The sequence below is a fragment of the Gloeothece verrucosa PCC 7822 genome, assembly GCF_000147335.1.
Taxonomy (GTDB): domain Bacteria; phylum Cyanobacteriota; class Cyanobacteriia; order Cyanobacteriales; family Microcystaceae; genus Gloeothece; species Gloeothece verrucosa.
The window spans coordinates 5,119,054-5,133,451 of sequence record NC_014501.1; the positions used below are offsets into that span (position 1 = coordinate 5,119,054).

General features: G+C 40.8%; 20 protein-coding genes and 1 pseudogene. 17 read left to right on the forward strand and 4 right to left on the reverse strand.

The window, feature by feature from the left end; translation table 11 throughout:
- Positions 1-98: 98 nt before the first annotated feature.
- Both CYAN7822_RS39580 and CYAN7822_RS22960 read right to left on the reverse strand, forming a co-directional pair.
- Positions 99-977, reverse strand: coding sequence for a DNA-binding domain-containing protein (locus tag CYAN7822_RS39580; protein WP_013324631.1), 879 nt, complete (start codon positions 975-977; stop codon positions 99-101).
- A gap of 32 nt (positions 978-1,009) precedes the next feature.
- Positions 1,010-1,237: a helix-turn-helix transcriptional regulator gene (locus CYAN7822_RS22960; protein ID WP_216701556.1), complete on the reverse strand. Its 228-nt coding sequence runs from the start codon at positions 1,235-1,237 to the stop codon at positions 1,010-1,012.
- Between the two features lie 268 nt (positions 1,238-1,505).
- On the opposite strand from CYAN7822_RS22960, the gene CYAN7822_RS22965 reads away from it, so the two are divergent.
- The 14 genes from CYAN7822_RS22965 to CYAN7822_RS23020 all read left to right on the forward strand — a co-directional run bounded on the left by CYAN7822_RS22965 (position 1,506) and on the right by CYAN7822_RS23020 (position 9,065).
- Positions 1,506-1,928, forward strand: coding sequence for a hypothetical protein (locus CYAN7822_RS22965; RefSeq protein ID WP_013324633.1), 423 nt, complete (start codon positions 1,506-1,508; stop codon positions 1,926-1,928).
- A 138-nt stretch (positions 1,929-2,066) separates the two neighbouring features.
- Positions 2,067-2,255, forward strand: coding sequence for a hypothetical protein (locus CYAN7822_RS36935; RefSeq protein WP_013324634.1), 189 nt, complete (start codon positions 2,067-2,069; stop codon positions 2,253-2,255).
- 30 nt (positions 2,256-2,285) lie between these two features.
- Positions 2,286-2,699, forward strand: coding sequence for a hypothetical protein (locus CYAN7822_RS22970; RefSeq protein WP_013324635.1), 414 nt, complete (start codon positions 2,286-2,288; stop codon positions 2,697-2,699).
- On the forward strand, positions 2,699-3,310 hold the full coding sequence (locus CYAN7822_RS34820) for a hypothetical protein (RefSeq protein WP_013324636.1): 612 nt from the start codon (positions 2,699-2,701) through the stop codon (positions 3,308-3,310). Before CYAN7822_RS22970 ends, CYAN7822_RS34820 begins: the two co-directional genes overlap by 1 nt.
- A 58-nt stretch (positions 3,311-3,368) precedes the next feature.
- The gene (locus tag CYAN7822_RS22980; RefSeq protein ID WP_041933359.1) at positions 3,369-3,569 is read left to right on the forward strand and encodes a hypothetical protein; all 201 of its coding nucleotides are present in this window, start codon (positions 3,369-3,371) and stop codon (positions 3,567-3,569) included.
- Between the two features lie 58 nt (positions 3,570-3,627).
- On the forward strand, positions 3,628-3,822 hold the full coding sequence (locus CYAN7822_RS37895) for a hypothetical protein (protein WP_013324638.1): 195 nt from the start codon (positions 3,628-3,630) through the stop codon (positions 3,820-3,822).
- Between the two features lie 89 nt (positions 3,823-3,911).
- Positions 3,912-4,724, forward strand: coding sequence for a hypothetical protein (locus tag CYAN7822_RS22985; protein ID WP_013324639.1), 813 nt, complete (start codon positions 3,912-3,914; stop codon positions 4,722-4,724).
- Positions 4,725-4,795: 71 nt separating this feature from the next.
- Positions 4,796-5,521 carry a hypothetical protein gene (locus CYAN7822_RS22990; RefSeq protein WP_013324640.1) on the forward strand — a complete coding sequence of 242 codons (726 nt, stop codon included), beginning with the start codon at positions 4,796-4,798 and terminating at the stop codon, positions 5,519-5,521.
- A 55-nt stretch (positions 5,522-5,576) separates the two neighbouring features.
- Positions 5,577-6,431, forward strand: coding sequence for a hypothetical protein (locus tag CYAN7822_RS22995; protein ID WP_013324641.1), 855 nt, complete (start codon positions 5,577-5,579; stop codon positions 6,429-6,431).
- Positions 6,432-6,497: 66 nt separating this feature from the next.
- Positions 6,498-6,803, forward strand: coding sequence for a hypothetical protein (locus CYAN7822_RS23000; RefSeq protein ID WP_013324642.1), 306 nt, complete (start codon positions 6,498-6,500; stop codon positions 6,801-6,803).
- Between the two features lie 22 nt (positions 6,804-6,825).
- Positions 6,826-7,551, forward strand: a complete 726-nt coding sequence (locus CYAN7822_RS23005) for a hypothetical protein (protein ID WP_013324643.1) — start codon at positions 6,826-6,828, stop codon at positions 7,549-7,551.
- 36 nt (positions 7,552-7,587) lie between these two features.
- A complete protein-coding gene (locus CYAN7822_RS23010; RefSeq protein ID WP_013324644.1) occupies positions 7,588-8,463 on the forward strand; it encodes a 3'-5' exonuclease in 876 nt (291 codons plus the stop codon).
- A gap of 10 nt (positions 8,464-8,473) precedes the next feature.
- Entirely contained in the window at positions 8,474-8,728 is a 255-nt protein-coding gene (locus CYAN7822_RS23015) for a hypothetical protein (RefSeq protein WP_013324645.1), read from the forward strand.
- A 52-nt stretch (positions 8,729-8,780) separates the two neighbouring features.
- The gene (locus CYAN7822_RS23020) at positions 8,781-9,065 is read left to right on the forward strand and encodes a hypothetical protein (RefSeq protein WP_013324646.1); all 285 of its coding nucleotides are present in this window, start codon (positions 8,781-8,783) and stop codon (positions 9,063-9,065) included.
- A gap of 115 nt (positions 9,066-9,180) precedes the next feature.
- On the opposite strand, the pseudogene CYAN7822_RS23025 reads toward CYAN7822_RS23020, so the two are convergent.
- Positions 9,181-9,516: pseudogene (locus CYAN7822_RS23025) on the reverse strand (NF041680 family putative transposase); the annotation flags it as partial.
- A 100-nt stretch (positions 9,517-9,616) separates the two neighbouring features.
- Here CYAN7822_RS23025 and CYAN7822_RS36940 point away from each other — a divergent pair.
- From CYAN7822_RS36940 to CYAN7822_RS23045, 3 genes are all read left to right on the forward strand, one after another.
- Positions 9,617-10,398, forward strand: a protein-coding gene (locus tag CYAN7822_RS36940) for an IS5 family transposase (RefSeq protein WP_173362888.1) whose coding sequence is annotated in 2 segments (ribosomal slippage) — positions 9,617-9,944 and positions 9,944-10,398 — 783 coding nt in all. Because the reading frame shifts where the segments join, the coding sequence is not laid out codon by codon here.
- Positions 10,399-10,464: 66 nt separating this feature from the next.
- On the forward strand, positions 10,465-12,987 hold the full coding sequence (locus CYAN7822_RS23040) for a response regulator (protein WP_245602622.1): 2,523 nt from the start codon (positions 10,465-10,467) through the stop codon (positions 12,985-12,987).
- Positions 12,974-13,921, forward strand: a complete 948-nt coding sequence (locus tag CYAN7822_RS23045) for a response regulator (protein ID WP_013324648.1) — start codon at positions 12,974-12,976, stop codon at positions 13,919-13,921. The genes CYAN7822_RS23040 and CYAN7822_RS23045 overlap by 14 nt, the downstream gene beginning before the upstream one ends.
- Before the next feature lie 3 nt (positions 13,922-13,924).
- Here CYAN7822_RS23045 and yidD read toward each other — a convergent pair whose 3' ends face one another.
- Entirely contained in the window at positions 13,925-14,155 is a 231-nt protein-coding gene (gene yidD / locus CYAN7822_RS23050) for a membrane protein insertion efficiency factor YidD (protein ID WP_013324649.1), read from the reverse strand.
- Between the last annotated feature and the right edge of the window lie 243 nt (positions 14,156-14,398).

Here is a 14,398-nt window from a genome sequence, read left to right on the forward strand (position 1 = left end):
AAGAGACAATAAAAGTAATACAGGATTGAGAGGCATGGGCAAGCCTCTGGTTAAAACTCCAGTTTTGCCACCAGGGGAACCCCGGCTATTTTCTGTGTTTAATCGTTGGGGTTGTCCAATTCCCCCAAAAGCATTTGTCTAGTTCCTTTTTTATTGGCATACTGTTTATCGAGCCAGGGCAGAAGATCACGAGGCAATTTTTTGGATTTAACTAAAGCTGGTTCGATTAACCATTGCTCGTCACTAACGCCTATGGTGGCCAACCAGTGATAGCAAGCCTTTGTGTTCTTTCCAAAACCATATCGCTTGGCCAAATAAGTAATTCCTACTCCCTCATATTTAGAAACCGCTCTACCATATTGATCAACTGGTATTAAGGTTTCGACCCTTTCGGTTTTGGTGATGATGGCTTCAGGTTTGCCTAAGATTAAAGCGACCATTTCACTTCCGTGTAGAGTAGCTATAGCTTGAGTGGTCATGAGTAACCGTTCCTGAGTTTTCGCTAACTCTAGTTCTAGCTTTAGTTTTTCAATTTCTTGGGTTTGGGCGGGAATGACTTTTTCAACAGCATTCAATAAAGATGTTCGGACAAGTTTAGCTACTTCTGAATCGGTAAGCAACATCGCCAATCTTAACGCACCGCGAGGTGTCCATAAAGTTACATTAGAAGATGTTGAAGTGAGTGACACTCTGTCACGCACATCCTTTAAATCTTTACCCCGTATAGTCTTTACCCCATCTGCATCAAATTCATCTTTGTGACGCTGATAGACTTTTCGGATAGTGGCAGTAGATTGAACCTCAAAAAAATCAGCTAACTGTTCAGTAGTGCTTATGCCTGTGCCTCGCCAAAGAGAAAAGTATAAAGACTTAACGTTGAGTAAAATTGATTGGGCACGTTCAGGCGAAATTAAGCCGAGTTGATTGTTCCGAGCCGTTGCTGACTCAATGAGTACGTTTTCACTGAGTAAATTCATGATGTTAGCCTTAAAACTTTAAATATCTTTGATTAATGTGAGTTACCGTTGTCTCCAGTTTGATCGGCTTCAAGATACTCAATTAACTCATTAGGGGCGCATTCAAGAGCATCACATAAACGAATTACTCTTTCTATCCATTCAAGAACGCTACGGCCTTTTTCATAATTTCTAATGGTGGTTTCAGTTACACCAACTTTATCGGCTAACTCTCGCTGAGTTAGCCCCGCTTTTTCACGAAGTATAGCTATTTTACTCACTGGTATTTTTCCCATAAAAAGGTTTATAGCAAAATTATAACGCAAAAGTCTTTACATAAAAGTATTGACAGCATAAATAGTTTTACGCTAAACTATTTACAGTTGCTCAAAGCACAACCAATCCGACAAAACTGTAAAACAGTTTGTCATCAATGCTCTTAGAGGGGCATGATGCAAATTATTCCCTATTTCAAATAAGGCAAAGAGGAGAACGAAGTTTATTGCCTCGCTCTCCTAACAAATTCATTCAATTTCTTATTCTTTTATCATGTCACATACTCAAGTATTACAACAAACCCAAACTGTAGAAGCCGCAGGTATCCCTCGTATAGAGTACCGCCCACAACCCGAAGAAAAGACAGCTATCTGCATCCATTTCACCCCGACTTACCCTCACGACGAATACGCTTACTCCGAACCTAAGTTTGTTTGGGGTACTGAAGTGGCAATAGCCGCAGAATGGGAGAAGGTACAGGGAACCGAAGCGGCTTCGGAACTGAAGTTTTACCGCATCCGAGCAATAGAATTGGTGGAGCCGCTCGTCAAAACCAACGCAAAAGAGCGGCTATTCGACGAACCGTACTGGCTCTATGCTGTCGGTGATTCACGCTACGAGCGTGGGCTACGCTGGCTGAGTGAGGATGAATTACTTCATAAACGAGAGCTAGAAGTCGAAATCGAACCATTCTAAAAATATCTGAGAAAGAGGGGGCAATCCCTCCTCTTTCACCCACTATAGTCTCTAACTAGGTTTTACTTGCACTTAATTAGCCATCGCAACGGGAGAGGGCTTGTAACTCTCCCAACGAGAAAAAAGGAGATTAAAGCCATGAGAAACCGATGGAAAAGCCAATTATCTCAGGTATGCAAAGAATATTACCTCTTAGTTAACGCCAATAACTGTTACTGGGAAGGTAACAATTGGACGACGGATAGGTACAAAGCGAAACGGTATTTAACTTTAACGACGGCTAGATCGGCACAGAGCCGGTTAAAGCGGCAAGGGCCGAATTTTTAAATCCTTTACAACAACAATCGAGGCAGCGTTATGATTAACAATTCACCAATTCCTGAACAATACTCAGTTTTGGTCGTGGAACCCACCTTGATCAAAGGCAATAAAAACGGAATTTTAGATTTATTAATTGTTCTTGCCAATGCTTTATCTGATGGTGGAGCTTGTTCGGAATTTTTAAATCCCAAGGGAGATGCTTTTGACGTACAAGCTCGGTGGTGTAACACTTTTGAGCAGCTAGAAGGAAACAGCCAAACTGTTTCCACCCCAGACATAAATCAGGAATTAGAAGTAATTTTAAGGCAGCTAATTAATAAGCATTCTTTAATTGGAATTCTGACGACTTTAAAGCATATTGGCGATCAGGCTCATAAAAACGATCCTGATGGCGATTGGAAACAAGACGCAGATGCTTTATCAGTAGCAATTGAGAGGATAGAAAACTAATGAATAATTCAACCTTAACAAATCTAAACTCTCCCGACATAGATATTATTGCCGTTTGGCCGGGATTCGGGAAACCGGACTGTAAAAATGCCCAATTCGACTCAACGGCTAGAGTACGAATCTGGACTAACAAAACTCCCGTAATAGTAGTGTTCTCGGATTTAGACGGACTCGATACGGGATGCTCAATTACGAATTGCTCAGAAAACCTTGCCACGTTGGTGAAGCTGCACTACAAGTTAACTGAACCGATAACATGGCTAGAACATTACCCCCGTCATAACCGTTCCGAGATTGATTTGAAAATTAATAAGCTTACTGAGGATGTCAGTCAAGTCTTTTATTGCACTAAAAACGGTTATTATTTCCATCCCCGTTGGAAACATCTGGATTTAGATGCTGCCCGTAAAATGATTGGCCATTCTCTGTCAATGGATGGGGAATTTAATTTGCCCGTTGTGCGGCTAGTAACACCATACGAACAGCAACGAATGGATTTTGAGGCAGGGTTAGCCGATGCCAAAAACGGAGTATCTAAGATAGCCGATGCTAATGATGCCTATCAACAGGGGTACAGCTACGGACTCCAATTAAACATGACTCCCAATTAGCAGAACTGGAAAATTTTAGCCTTAATTACCATAAAAATCATTTTTTATGAACAATCCGATGAATTACAAAACCCAACCAGGATTAATCGCGGCCTTGAAAAGAGCAACCTCTAAACCTATGTCAGTAAAGTTGGCTTGGTGGTTTAAACAGGCAGAATACGCTCTTATCAATAATTTGGGTGGGATGAAGAGTCAGCAGCAACATTGGTCGCTTCACATCACCCCAGAATTTCGGTCTATCGGGCTACGGACTGAGTAAAGAGCCAAATTCTCCTCTAGTTGAGTTTAAAACTGATAAATTGCACATTTTTTTAATCATGAAACAGCAACGAAGAACTAACTTACCCATATCCAGATGCCAGTGTGGGCAGTGTCAGCAATTGGAAATAGAAGACGGCTATCCCCATACCTTCATCTGTAGCGGATGTAATCAACAACGTTGGTGGTGCTACGGGGCAGATGATGAAAATTTTTCTCTGTGTGACTTTTGTGTAGTAGCAGGAGACAAATGAATTTTCATCTCCTGTAACACAGATGGGGGAAGCGCATCCAACCAACACGCTTTTTGGAAATTTTTATTGCACTTTACTTAAAACCAACCATGAAAATCATTACTTCTGATTCACAAAAAACATCAGTTTTACTGCCAACGCAACTAACCCAACTGTACACGAGACTGGATGGGGGTGCGATCGTTAACCGACAATTCGATTCGGATTTGAGCGAAGCCTTCCGTTCGGGGGAATTCGACGCTCATATTGTCGCCCAGAAAGCCGATTTAGTTTTAATTAATCCTTCGCGTCCCAATTACTCTCCCGTTCGCCCCTTAACTCTGGGAGATTTTTATAAGGGGGAACTATTCAGAGAGATTTTTGCCATTCCCGTATCTGGCTGGATTCTCAAAGATAAACAGTTTGTGGAGAAAACCCGGCGCGAACCTAATCGCTTGGAAGAGAATGTTTTATGTACATTTCTCTTGAGGGGCAGAAGTCTTGACGAGTACGCCAAAATGGTGACACCGTTTGAAGTGTCGTTGTTTCAGGAATACATAGCCAAAGTTTCCGAGTTAAAACCCGACTATCCCACGATAGAATCTTACGTTGCAGCTAAAGCTAATACGATTTACAGCGAGAAAATATTCAGCTTTGTCTTCACTCACACTAACAAAGGAGTGAAAGCACATTGGTATCTCACTTGGAGCTACCGCGACCCCATAAACGAGACTGAAAAAGAATTGCTCGAAATCGGCAACAAAATTTCCAGCGATCCCGAAATTTGCTCCCATTACCTCGTCAATCCCGTAGCCGAAAAGGGTTATTTAAAAGCCATATCGGGTGAATCTGCTGCTCCATCAGTACCCGGACTGCGCCCAGGACTGGCAACCAATTCACTACCAGCTACAGCAACTAAATAATAACCATTACAGCAGTAGGGGTTTTTCTCCTGCTGCTCTGTTACTGTACCAATAGACGAGGAAAGAAACTAATGAAGAAGGATAAACCTCCATACATTCATCCAGACGGGTCTATATTGCCCTCAGTCAATCAGATCTTAGATGCTACCGATGAAACCCCATCCAAGACAAGAACTCCCTCAGAAGAGAAAAAAAGACAAGAACGAATGTACCGAGGTAGTTGCTGTCATGCGGCGATCGCTGATCTCTTAACCGGGACTACGCCAGTGATTGATGAAGTAATTTTACCCTGGTGGGCCAGTATCAGTGGTTTTGTTGGGGCTGTAGTCAAAGGGGAAGCCAAAATACTACTCAGTGAAAAGCCTCTTGTTCATCCGATTTTGAGATATGGGGGGACTCCTGACCTGATTCTTCAATGGCCATCCAACACAACTACTTTAATTGACTTAAAATCTACCGAGGGGTCATGGAGCTACGATAAAAAAACGAAAACCCGCAGCTATACCCCATACTGGAACGAATACCGACAATTAGACCCATCAGAAACACCGCCTAGATTTCTCACCTGGGATAATGCCAATCCCTATCTCAAGCGGGCTTGGATTCAGTCAACTTTTTACAAGATGTTAGCTGAATATCACGATATATCTATTTCGGAGATTTGGATCGTGGTTTTAACAAAGGCGAATTATCAGGTTATCCCACTGAGAGGAGATTTGTGGAGTCATTGTTACAGCGAAGCGATCGCAAGACTAGAAAAGTTTTATGCCCCAAAAATTGAAATAGAAGTGGCTTAAGCTTAGGCCACCTCAACAAAACCCGCGCAATAATTTCAGTGGAGATCCTACCATTATGAGCCAAGTAATTCTACCATCAGAATACCGAAGCGAATTTGTCATCAATCCTGATGGAACAGTAACCGCTACACGCCGGGCTACTGCCAGATTAGCCGGAGTCGATCCGACGCAGTTGTATCATGCCTCCCGTGATACGGGATTACTAAAAAATTTAGTTGATGGAAAAAACCTGTCTAAGGTACTTGAACCTTTTACGGGGAGAGACTTTAGGGGTGATGGAAATTTCTTGCCCGATGTAATAGTCGCGGCTATTATTCAGCATTATGCCTTTAAAGGTAACGAAACTGCACAACTGACTGCATTAGCTTTTAGTGCTGTGGGAATAAGAACTTGGTTGCATACTCAGCTTGGTTCACAGCAGCCGTCGCCCCCTAACTCATCGCTCTCAACCCTGGACGAGATTAATATTATATTTGCCGGACTGCAAAAACTGTCAATTAAACCTGAGTTAGTCGAATCAGCTAAACTTACAGCGATCGCCAAAACATTACCCCATTTGCGATCAGCCGCAGAGGAAGGTAAAAAATTACTCTCATCACAAATGACGATCCCCCAACTGCCAATGTCCCCTACAGAATTAGGGAAAATCTTGGCGGCCAAGTTGGGTTTGCCCGAACCCATCTCACCTCGACGTATTAATGAAGCTTTAACTGAAGCTGGACTACAAACTGCCGAAACGATTATTAATAAAAAAGGGCAGAAAAAGATTCAGTACAAATTAACTGATACTGGAGAAAAATATGGACAGTTGCAGTTGGATAGCGCTGCCAATCATGGTAAGACTATCATGATTGTACGGTGGCATGAAACGGTTTTAAAAATTATTCAATCTCAGTTGACAGATGCCTAATTTATTATGAGCTAATGGCTTTTACTGTCCTTGAAAAATAACGGTAAATTTTTCTAAATCTACATCATGAACCTTGACACTTTTAATGAAGAGTATTATCCTTTTTACATAGAGGTTGGTTACACAATCACAGATATTCCCTCCGTAACCGACGAAGAACTTGAAAAATTATATACCGACCTGGAAGCCGGACTAGAAGCGGCAGTTGAGAAAGGTTTTCGTGAAGGAAAAGTTAAATATTTTCTTCTTCTTTCCGGCTACGGTAATCGAATAGCTACCGTTCCCGTAGATACGGATAGCTTTGATCAGGAAGTCCCTCAAGAATTTTTTGAAACCGTTAAAAATTACCGGCCTTTTAAAGCTGACTTTTAATGGCAAATAAGGAGAAAAAAGAATGACCGAAGATAATTTCATTGTTAACGACAATACTTTTCCCGTACCCATTCCTTGCACAGTGATGTTAGAGGGTAAAAAACGGAAAGCTAAACAATTAAGAGAAATGCGGATAGGAACTGATGCGAAAAATAGCCCTATTCTTAACAAACTAGACCAGATAGTTTTAGTAGAACTGGAAACCGGTGAGCGCTATTGGGTAAATTCAACCGCTATCTTAGAGTATTGTTTTCCTGGAGAGGGTTGGCTCAGTGTTGAACCAACAATCCCTGTAATAGTACAGAAAACTGATGGAGAAATTTATTATCTGGTGGGAACTGAACAAGAGAAAGAAATCTTTTACGAGTGGGTTTCCTTATCAGGACAAACAATTTCTGTCGCTCAAATTGGAGCCGAGATTTTTCCCAAGTCGGAAAACTTCTCTTACATCTTGCGGGTAGAACCTATTTCTAATCTAGTTAATTATTGCTGTTTAATTTCTCCCCCTAAATTTTTAACTTGGTTAAATCGGCGAAGAATCTCATCTTGTCGGGATTTCTCAAAAAAAATACTCGAACTCTACAAAGAAGAGAAAGAAATTGTTTTAGAAGAAGAAAACTATCCAGCATGGTTAGTTGAGTGGAGTCAGCGCCTTGATAGCGAGTACGATCCTTGCTTAACTCTAGCCATTAACATTTTAAGTAAATGCCCTTGGGGTTCACCTAGAGTCTGTAATACGGTTCATTAATAAATAATTTACTGTCATTAAAATTGAAAGAAACTTATGTCACAAATTGAAATTTGCCTAATAATAGATACAGAAACCGATGGAGATAAAGACCATCCAAAGGTAATAGAAGTCGGGGCGGTTTTGTACTCGGTAACGGGACAATGTATGCTCAGTTGTGGCTCCTCGCTAATAACCACGGATGCAGATATCAACCAAGCGTATTGGATTAATAAAATTCCTATTGAAGCGACTCATCTTTGCCCACAGCAGCAAAATTATTTCCTCAATTGGTTACAGGCCGCTTATGTTTCTGCTGATGCTATTATTGCCCATAATGCTAACTTTGATAAAGAATTAATTACAGCCTTGACATGGGCAAAAAAATGGGATAAACTTTGGCTATGTACTTATAAAGATTTTGAACTATTTCCTGAACAATATAACGGCAAAAGAGACTTAATTAGTCTCTCTCAATTCTACGGGATTGGAATCAGTTGCACTCACCGAGCCATAGATGATTGCTTACTCTTAAAAGAGGTTTTTAACCGAGTCCAAAATTTACCCGAACATTTTCGGATCGCGCAACTGCCATTAGTGGAAGCGATCGCACCCAGAAAAATAGAAGGGTCCGATAATGAAGCGGTCTTGAGTCATGGTTTTAAATGGGATAAAGACACACACGCGCTCGTGAAAAAGGATAGAAGCGAAACCTTTGATTTTCCGGTCATTCCCTATTCATCAGAAAGAAAGAAGTTTAAAGCACTGGTAAGCTTCGATGACAGACAAAAAGCTGCTGATTGGGGATTTGTCTGGAAAGGGGAAACAAAGACTTGGTGGCGCTTCGCCAACCCATACGCCATAGATTTCTTCCCCTTCCCGGTTGCCGAACTGCATCCTGACCCAGAACAAGAAAGTTTAATTTCTGCATAGGAATTTGTTTATGAAACCACATCAAAAACTTTTACTCAATTTGCCCCTAGGACGGAAGCTAAAAAAGAGACTTCCTTTAAAAGTTATCTTCTTTATAAGCCAATTACAGGAAGAGAATAAAAAACTTGTTCAAGAATTAGAACAATTTCGTTCAGCTAAAATTCCCGATTCTGCTCAATTCAGGATTAACCAATTGCAGACCGAGAATTCAAAACTTAAACAAAAACTATCATCCCTGGTTCAACCGACCCATCAAAAAATTTAGTTTCCACTTTTTTGACGGCCTTGATTAATTTTAATTAAAAAAGAGAAAAATCATGAATTCACTGCAAAAATATATCGACATCCAAGCGACTCAAATTGAACAGAACTTAGCTGCGATCGCCGACCTCCAACAACAGCTAAACGAGCTTAACCAACAGGTTCGGGTACAGCAACAGGTCAACCAAGCACAAAAAACCTCCCAAGTTGAAGTCAGCAAAGCTTTAAAATCTTTGGAGAAACTGTTCAAGGATATCTGTGGAATTTACCCGCCAGAGGCTATTGATGATTTAGTTGCTGATATTAAAAAGATTTGGACTTTGGACAAAAGAAAAAAATAATTAGCGTAAATATTACGCTAATATAAAATTGACAATATTCCCTCTACCTCAGCCGGTAAAAATTGCTGAGTAATCGGAAAAAGAACAGCTTACTTGGCGATTTGAAAGTCCGCTTTTACTTGTTCAGTTTATTTTTTTGTCTTTTTTTGATAACTTGATGGCGAGTTCGTGGGACTTGTTTATAACCTTTAATACGTCCAGAGGAATAACCCCGACGTTTGGGAGAAGAGGCAAATGTGCCCAATGTTGAAATTATTCGCTCAAAATCTCTTTGAACTAAACTAGGAGAAATTTTAATTAATTCATTGGTTTTTAAATACTGTTCCCAAGGGCGGGGCAAAACAACAGCTAATTTTCTAGCCGCCCATAAATTTACATAAGCCAATAGTGTTAATTTGAACCAGTTTTCTTCGTGCCTTACATCGGGAGTAGAATAGGCTGTCATTAAGAGGGTGTTTATAAAGTAAATCTAAAGACAAGAAAAAAATAGGCCAAAAACGATTAATCTAATCTGGGTAATTGTTCGCAATCAAAAGTGAGGAGCGATCTGCTTGTATCCAAGTGATTTATCTGATGCCGAATGGGAATTGCTTGCCCCACTTATTCCAGCCGCTAAATCCGGGGGACATCCGCGTACTACAGATATTAGACAAGTCTGTAATGCGATATATTATCATTTGAAGACCGGATGCCAATGGAGATATTTACCCAAAAATTTTCCTCCTCCCTCCACAGTCTATAGTTATTATCGCAAATGGGTCAAAAAGGGGGTTTGGGAAAAAATCAATCACACCCTCCGGCAGATGGTTCGTCAACAGGTAGGGAAATCTCCGCAAAGTAGTGTAATCATAGCAGACAGCCAATCGGTGGAAACAACCGAAAAAAGGGGGATGTGTATGGCTTTGACGGTGGAAAAAAAGTCAAAGGCCGAAAAAGGCAATTATTAGTTGATAGTTTAGGATTAATCTTGAAAGTAATTGTAGCTGAAGCTCATGGTCAAGAAAGAGTCTTAGCGGCGACGGCGGTAATGGAACTATTAGAAGAAAATCCCAAACTGCTTGAAAAAGTGGCTTTAATGTGGGTAGATGCTGGTTATAGTGGTGATAAATTTGCTCTGGCTATTTGGTTGATGATTCAAGCAAGAGTAGAAGTAATAAAGCGTTCAGACAAAAAATTTAAAGTTTTACCGAAAAGATGGATTGTGGAACGAACGTTCGGCTGGTTTAACTGGTATCGTCGTTTGAGTAAAGATTATGAAAAATTATCAGAAATGAGTGAAGCCGCTATTTATGCAGTTATGACAAGGATAATGTTGCGTCGCCTCGTTTCTTAAGATTGACTTTATAAATAGCCTCTCAACCAAATTAATTTAGAGGATGAACTGGTTTATGGGATTGTCTTGAATGATCAAGGAAAGCCCATCGGCATTTTCCTCAATAAACAAACCCCCCTACTTTCTCAAATCTTAGAAGATGAATCTAACCCCAATCTAAACCTACAAGAAATCATCAATATCCTTAAAAACAAGGAAAATGTTCGGGAAATTCGCCAACCGATTTGGAGCAACAACTCAAAAATGGGGAAAATAGCTCAAATTCGCATCGGTTATGTGCCCTCGAAGATCCATCAGGATATTTTTAACCAAGCAGAAACCACCCTGATCACTTCTATATGTCTAAGCGGTATTTTAATCGCTATTGTTTATTTATTATTTTCTCACGAAATACATTTTCCCCTAAAAACTTTAATCAAATGGGCTAAACAGCAATTACCCGAACAAGCGGACCTACAAGAGGATGGTCAGCAACTCGAGGAATTGGAAATCCTCAAACGAGTCATTGAAAAATTATTGGAACAACAGAAATTAAGCTCAGAACAAGCTCAATCATCATCCTATCCTCTAGAAACTCCCCAACCTTACTTACAATACGAAAATCCAGCTAAAAGTCATTTTCTAGCGATGGTGGGGCATGAGTTACGCACTCCCCTCAATGCGGTCACCGGCATGACCGGACTATTGCTAGATACCAAATTAACCAGCCAACAACGAGAATTTATCAATATCATTCGCAACAGTGGGGAAACCCTCCTGACAATGATTAATAACATTCTCGATTTTGCCAAAATAGAAGCTAACAAATTAGAACTCGAAGAAACCCCCTTTGAATTAGGAGAGTGCTTAGAAGATGCCTTGCGGCTGTTTGTGCCCCAAGCCGCCGAAAAAAAATTAGAATTAGCCTATTTAATTGAACCCCATACCCCCAATGCGATCATCGGAGACCTGACTCGTCTCAAGCAAATCGTGGTCAATTTGCTCAGTAATGCGGTTAAATTTACTGAATCAGGGGAAGTGGTGGTCTATGTTAATGCTAGTCCTGTGGCGAATTCATCTGAGGGAAATCCGCCTCTGTATGAGATTCGCTTTGCGGTTAAAGATACCGGCATTGGCATTCCCCGAGATAGGATTGATCGTTTATTTAAATCCTTTAGTCAAATTGATGCCTCTACCTCTCGCAAATACGGCGGAACAGGACTCGGTTTAGCCATCAGCAAGCGCTTAACCGAAATGATGGGAGGAAAAATGTGGTTTCACTCAGTGGAAGGCAAAGGCTCTACCTTTTACTTTACCGTCATTGCTCCTGCGGCTCCTAGCTCGAGTCCGGCTAATTCCCCCACCGCCGAAGAAATTTTAGGCGGAAAGCGAATGCTGATCGTGGATGATGTGATCACCAATCAAAAAATTCTGACCCATCAAGCTAATAATTGGGGAATGTTGACTTGTACGGTGGAATCAGCCACAAAAGCTTTAGAATGGCTCAAACAGAAATGGGCTTTTGATGTGGTAATTTTAGACATGAATATGCCTCAGATTGATGGGTTAACTTTAGCTCAAGAGATCCGCAAACTCCCTCAATGCAAAAGATTACCGTTAGTGTTATTAAGTTCTCTGGGTAAACCCGAAGTCACCGAACAAATTGAAAAAATAGAATTTGCTGCCATCTTAACGAAACCTATTCAACAATCTCAACTGTATGAAGTGCTGGTGCGCGTGCTACGAGAAAAACCCATCATCGTAAACCATACCTTAACAGATGCAGAACAGAAAAGATTAGCTGATACTATCCCGTTGCGAATTTTGGTGGCTGAAGATATCACGGTTAATCAAGAAGTTATCCGACTACAATTAGAAAAACTCGGTTATATCCCAGATATCGTTAGTAATGGCATTGAAGTGTTAGAAGCCTTACGTCGTCAACCCTATGATGTCATCTTAATGGATATCCGTATGCCAGAAATGGACGGATTAACCGCAACGACTCATATTAAAGAAGAATGGCTGCCGGCTGTACGGCCTCAGATTATTGCGATGACGGCGGATGCGATGCGAGGAGACCGGGAAAAATGCTTAGACATAGGAATGGATGATTATATTTCTAAACCGGTTCGCCTAGAGGAGCTACGTAGAGCAATCAGTAAATGTCAGCCGATTCCGGATAAACCCCCCGCGATCGATGCTAAAATCTTAAATGATTTAAAACAAATGGCCGGACAACGAGCATCTAAAGTCTTAGCTGAATTAGTCAAAAGTTATTTAGAAGATGCTCCTGAGCGGCTAACAGCAATAGCCATCGCTATTGAAAACAAAAATCCTGAAGCCCTACGTCAAGCCGCCCATGCTCTGCGTTCTGCGAGTCTTCAGTTAGGGGCAACCCCATTGGCTTATCTGTGTCAAGAATTGGAAACTTTGGCCAGAGCCGGAACTGTGCTAGGGACTACCGAGAAATTATCGGGGATTACTACAGAATATCAAAGAGTTTGTCAAGCTTTAGATGAGGAAATTACTCAAGCTCAATTGCCCTTAAACGTCAATAATAATAATGTTAGTAAAAATTCCCTGCTTATCATCAATGACCATAACTGAAGTTACTTCTTCAGCAGACATTCCTTTAATTTTAGTAGTGGACGATGACCGTTCCACCAGAACGTTGCTTAAAGTCGCTATGGAAGAAGAAGGTTATCGCGTAGTTACTGCCAAAGATGGCGAGGAATGCTTGAATGAGTATAATCGTTGTCAGCCGGATATGGTGTTACTAGATGCGGTTATGCCTGAAATGGATGGTTTTAGTTGTTGTAAACGCTTAACTGAAATATCACAGGGGCATAATATTCCGATTTTAATGATTACCGCTCTTGATGATCAAGACTCCATAGATCAGGCTTTTGCCTGTGGTGCTGTGGATTATATCACTAAACCGATTCATTGGGCAGTGCTGGCTCAACGGGTTAAACGACTCCTAACTACTAGCAAAGCTTTAGTACAACTTGAACAAGTCCAACAGCAGCTTCATGCCGCTCAAAAGTGGATGCGCTTTTTAGGCATGATTAGCAAACGTTTATCAAGGCCTTTTGTTCCAGAAACTTTTTTACAAGAAATTCTTGATCGCCTCATTCTAACTTTTCCAGTTCAACAAGTGAGTCTCTATCAAAAAAATGGACAGATGCGTCTACAATCGACTAGAACCGGATATCCTTGTAGAGACGATTTATCGGCTGAGTTCTTAGAGTTAGCGGCTTTCTACAAAACTCCTTATCAACAGGGAAAAGCCATCGCTATTCAAGATTTATATAGCACACCCAATTTACCTGAAACAGTGACCTCTACTTTGCTCAACCATCACCTTAGATCCATTTTAATCGTCCCGATTTTGATTCAAGAACAGGTGTGGGGCGTGCTATGTGTCAATTATTTTGAAACATTGCATTGCTGGGAGGCGGCAGAAATTGAACAGTTTGAGAGTTTGGCTAATTTAGTAGCACTCTCTCTTAACAGTGAACGGTTAAGGGTTAACAGTTAATCCTTATCGCTTTTTATCCTTGACTGGAGGAACCGGATCATAACCTCCAGGGTGAAAAGGATGACACCGCAAAATTCGTTTGATCCCCAACCAACTGCCCTTGAGTCCACCAAAACGCTCAATCGCTTCCATCGTATATTGAGAGCAAGTCGGCTGAAAACGACAAGAAGGAGGAAACAACGGCGAAATAAAAGTTCTATAAGCTCGAATTAACCCAATTAAAACCACTTTCATCTCAGTTATCCTATTTATTTAACTATTATTTTAATTTTATCTGTAATGCTTGAGAGCTTTGGGAAATCTATCTAGACCATTAAGTTTAATTACCCCATAGCTCATGTTCATGAATTTTCATAAAATTGTCACATTAATTTAATATTTATCGTTTATTCTTGATCTAACCCTTGAGCAGACTCCAGTGATGGGGATCACAGCCCATTAACCAGAGTCTGTCTATGATCAAAAAAAATTGTTAAA

What these genes read in the sequence shown, in the direction of transcription:
- CYAN7822_RS39580 (WP_013324631.1), bottom strand. Translation starts at nt 977, where the DNA reads ATGAATTTACTCAGTGAAAACGTACTCATTGAGTCAGCAACGGCTCGG.
- CYAN7822_RS22965 (WP_013324633.1), top strand. Translation starts at nt 1,506, where the DNA reads ATGTCACATACTCAAGTATTACAACAAACCCAAACTGTAGAAGCCGCA.
- CYAN7822_RS36935 (WP_013324634.1), top strand. Translation starts at nt 2,067, where the DNA reads ATGAGAAACCGATGGAAAAGCCAATTATCTCAGGTATGCAAAGAATAT.
- CYAN7822_RS22970 (WP_013324635.1), top strand. Translation starts at nt 2,286, where the DNA reads ATGATTAACAATTCACCAATTCCTGAACAATACTCAGTTTTGGTCGTG.
- CYAN7822_RS34820 (WP_013324636.1), top strand. Translation starts at nt 2,699, where the DNA reads ATGAATAATTCAACCTTAACAAATCTAAACTCTCCCGACATAGATATT.
- CYAN7822_RS22980 (WP_041933359.1), top strand. Translation starts at nt 3,369, where the DNA reads ATGAATTACAAAACCCAACCAGGATTAATCGCGGCCTTGAAAAGAGCA.
- CYAN7822_RS37895 (WP_013324638.1), top strand. Translation starts at nt 3,628, where the DNA reads ATGAAACAGCAACGAAGAACTAACTTACCCATATCCAGATGCCAGTGT.
- CYAN7822_RS22985 (WP_013324639.1), top strand. Translation starts at nt 3,912, where the DNA reads ATGAAAATCATTACTTCTGATTCACAAAAAACATCAGTTTTACTGCCA.
- CYAN7822_RS22990 (WP_013324640.1), top strand. Translation starts at nt 4,796, where the DNA reads ATGAAGAAGGATAAACCTCCATACATTCATCCAGACGGGTCTATATTG.
- CYAN7822_RS22995 (WP_013324641.1), top strand. Translation starts at nt 5,577, where the DNA reads ATGAGCCAAGTAATTCTACCATCAGAATACCGAAGCGAATTTGTCATC.
- CYAN7822_RS23000 (WP_013324642.1), top strand. Translation starts at nt 6,498, where the DNA reads ATGAACCTTGACACTTTTAATGAAGAGTATTATCCTTTTTACATAGAG.
- CYAN7822_RS23005 (WP_013324643.1), top strand. Translation starts at nt 6,826, where the DNA reads ATGACCGAAGATAATTTCATTGTTAACGACAATACTTTTCCCGTACCC.
- CYAN7822_RS23010 (WP_013324644.1), top strand. Translation starts at nt 7,588, where the DNA reads ATGTCACAAATTGAAATTTGCCTAATAATAGATACAGAAACCGATGGA.
- CYAN7822_RS23015 (WP_013324645.1), top strand. Translation starts at nt 8,474, where the DNA reads ATGAAACCACATCAAAAACTTTTACTCAATTTGCCCCTAGGACGGAAG.
- CYAN7822_RS23020 (WP_013324646.1), top strand. Translation starts at nt 8,781, where the DNA reads ATGAATTCACTGCAAAAATATATCGACATCCAAGCGACTCAAATTGAA.
- CYAN7822_RS23045 (WP_013324648.1), top strand. Translation starts at nt 12,974, where the DNA reads ATGACCATAACTGAAGTTACTTCTTCAGCAGACATTCCTTTAATTTTA.
- yidD (WP_013324649.1), bottom strand. Translation starts at nt 14,155, where the DNA reads ATGAAAGTGGTTTTAATTGGGTTAATTCGAGCTTATAGAACTTTTATT.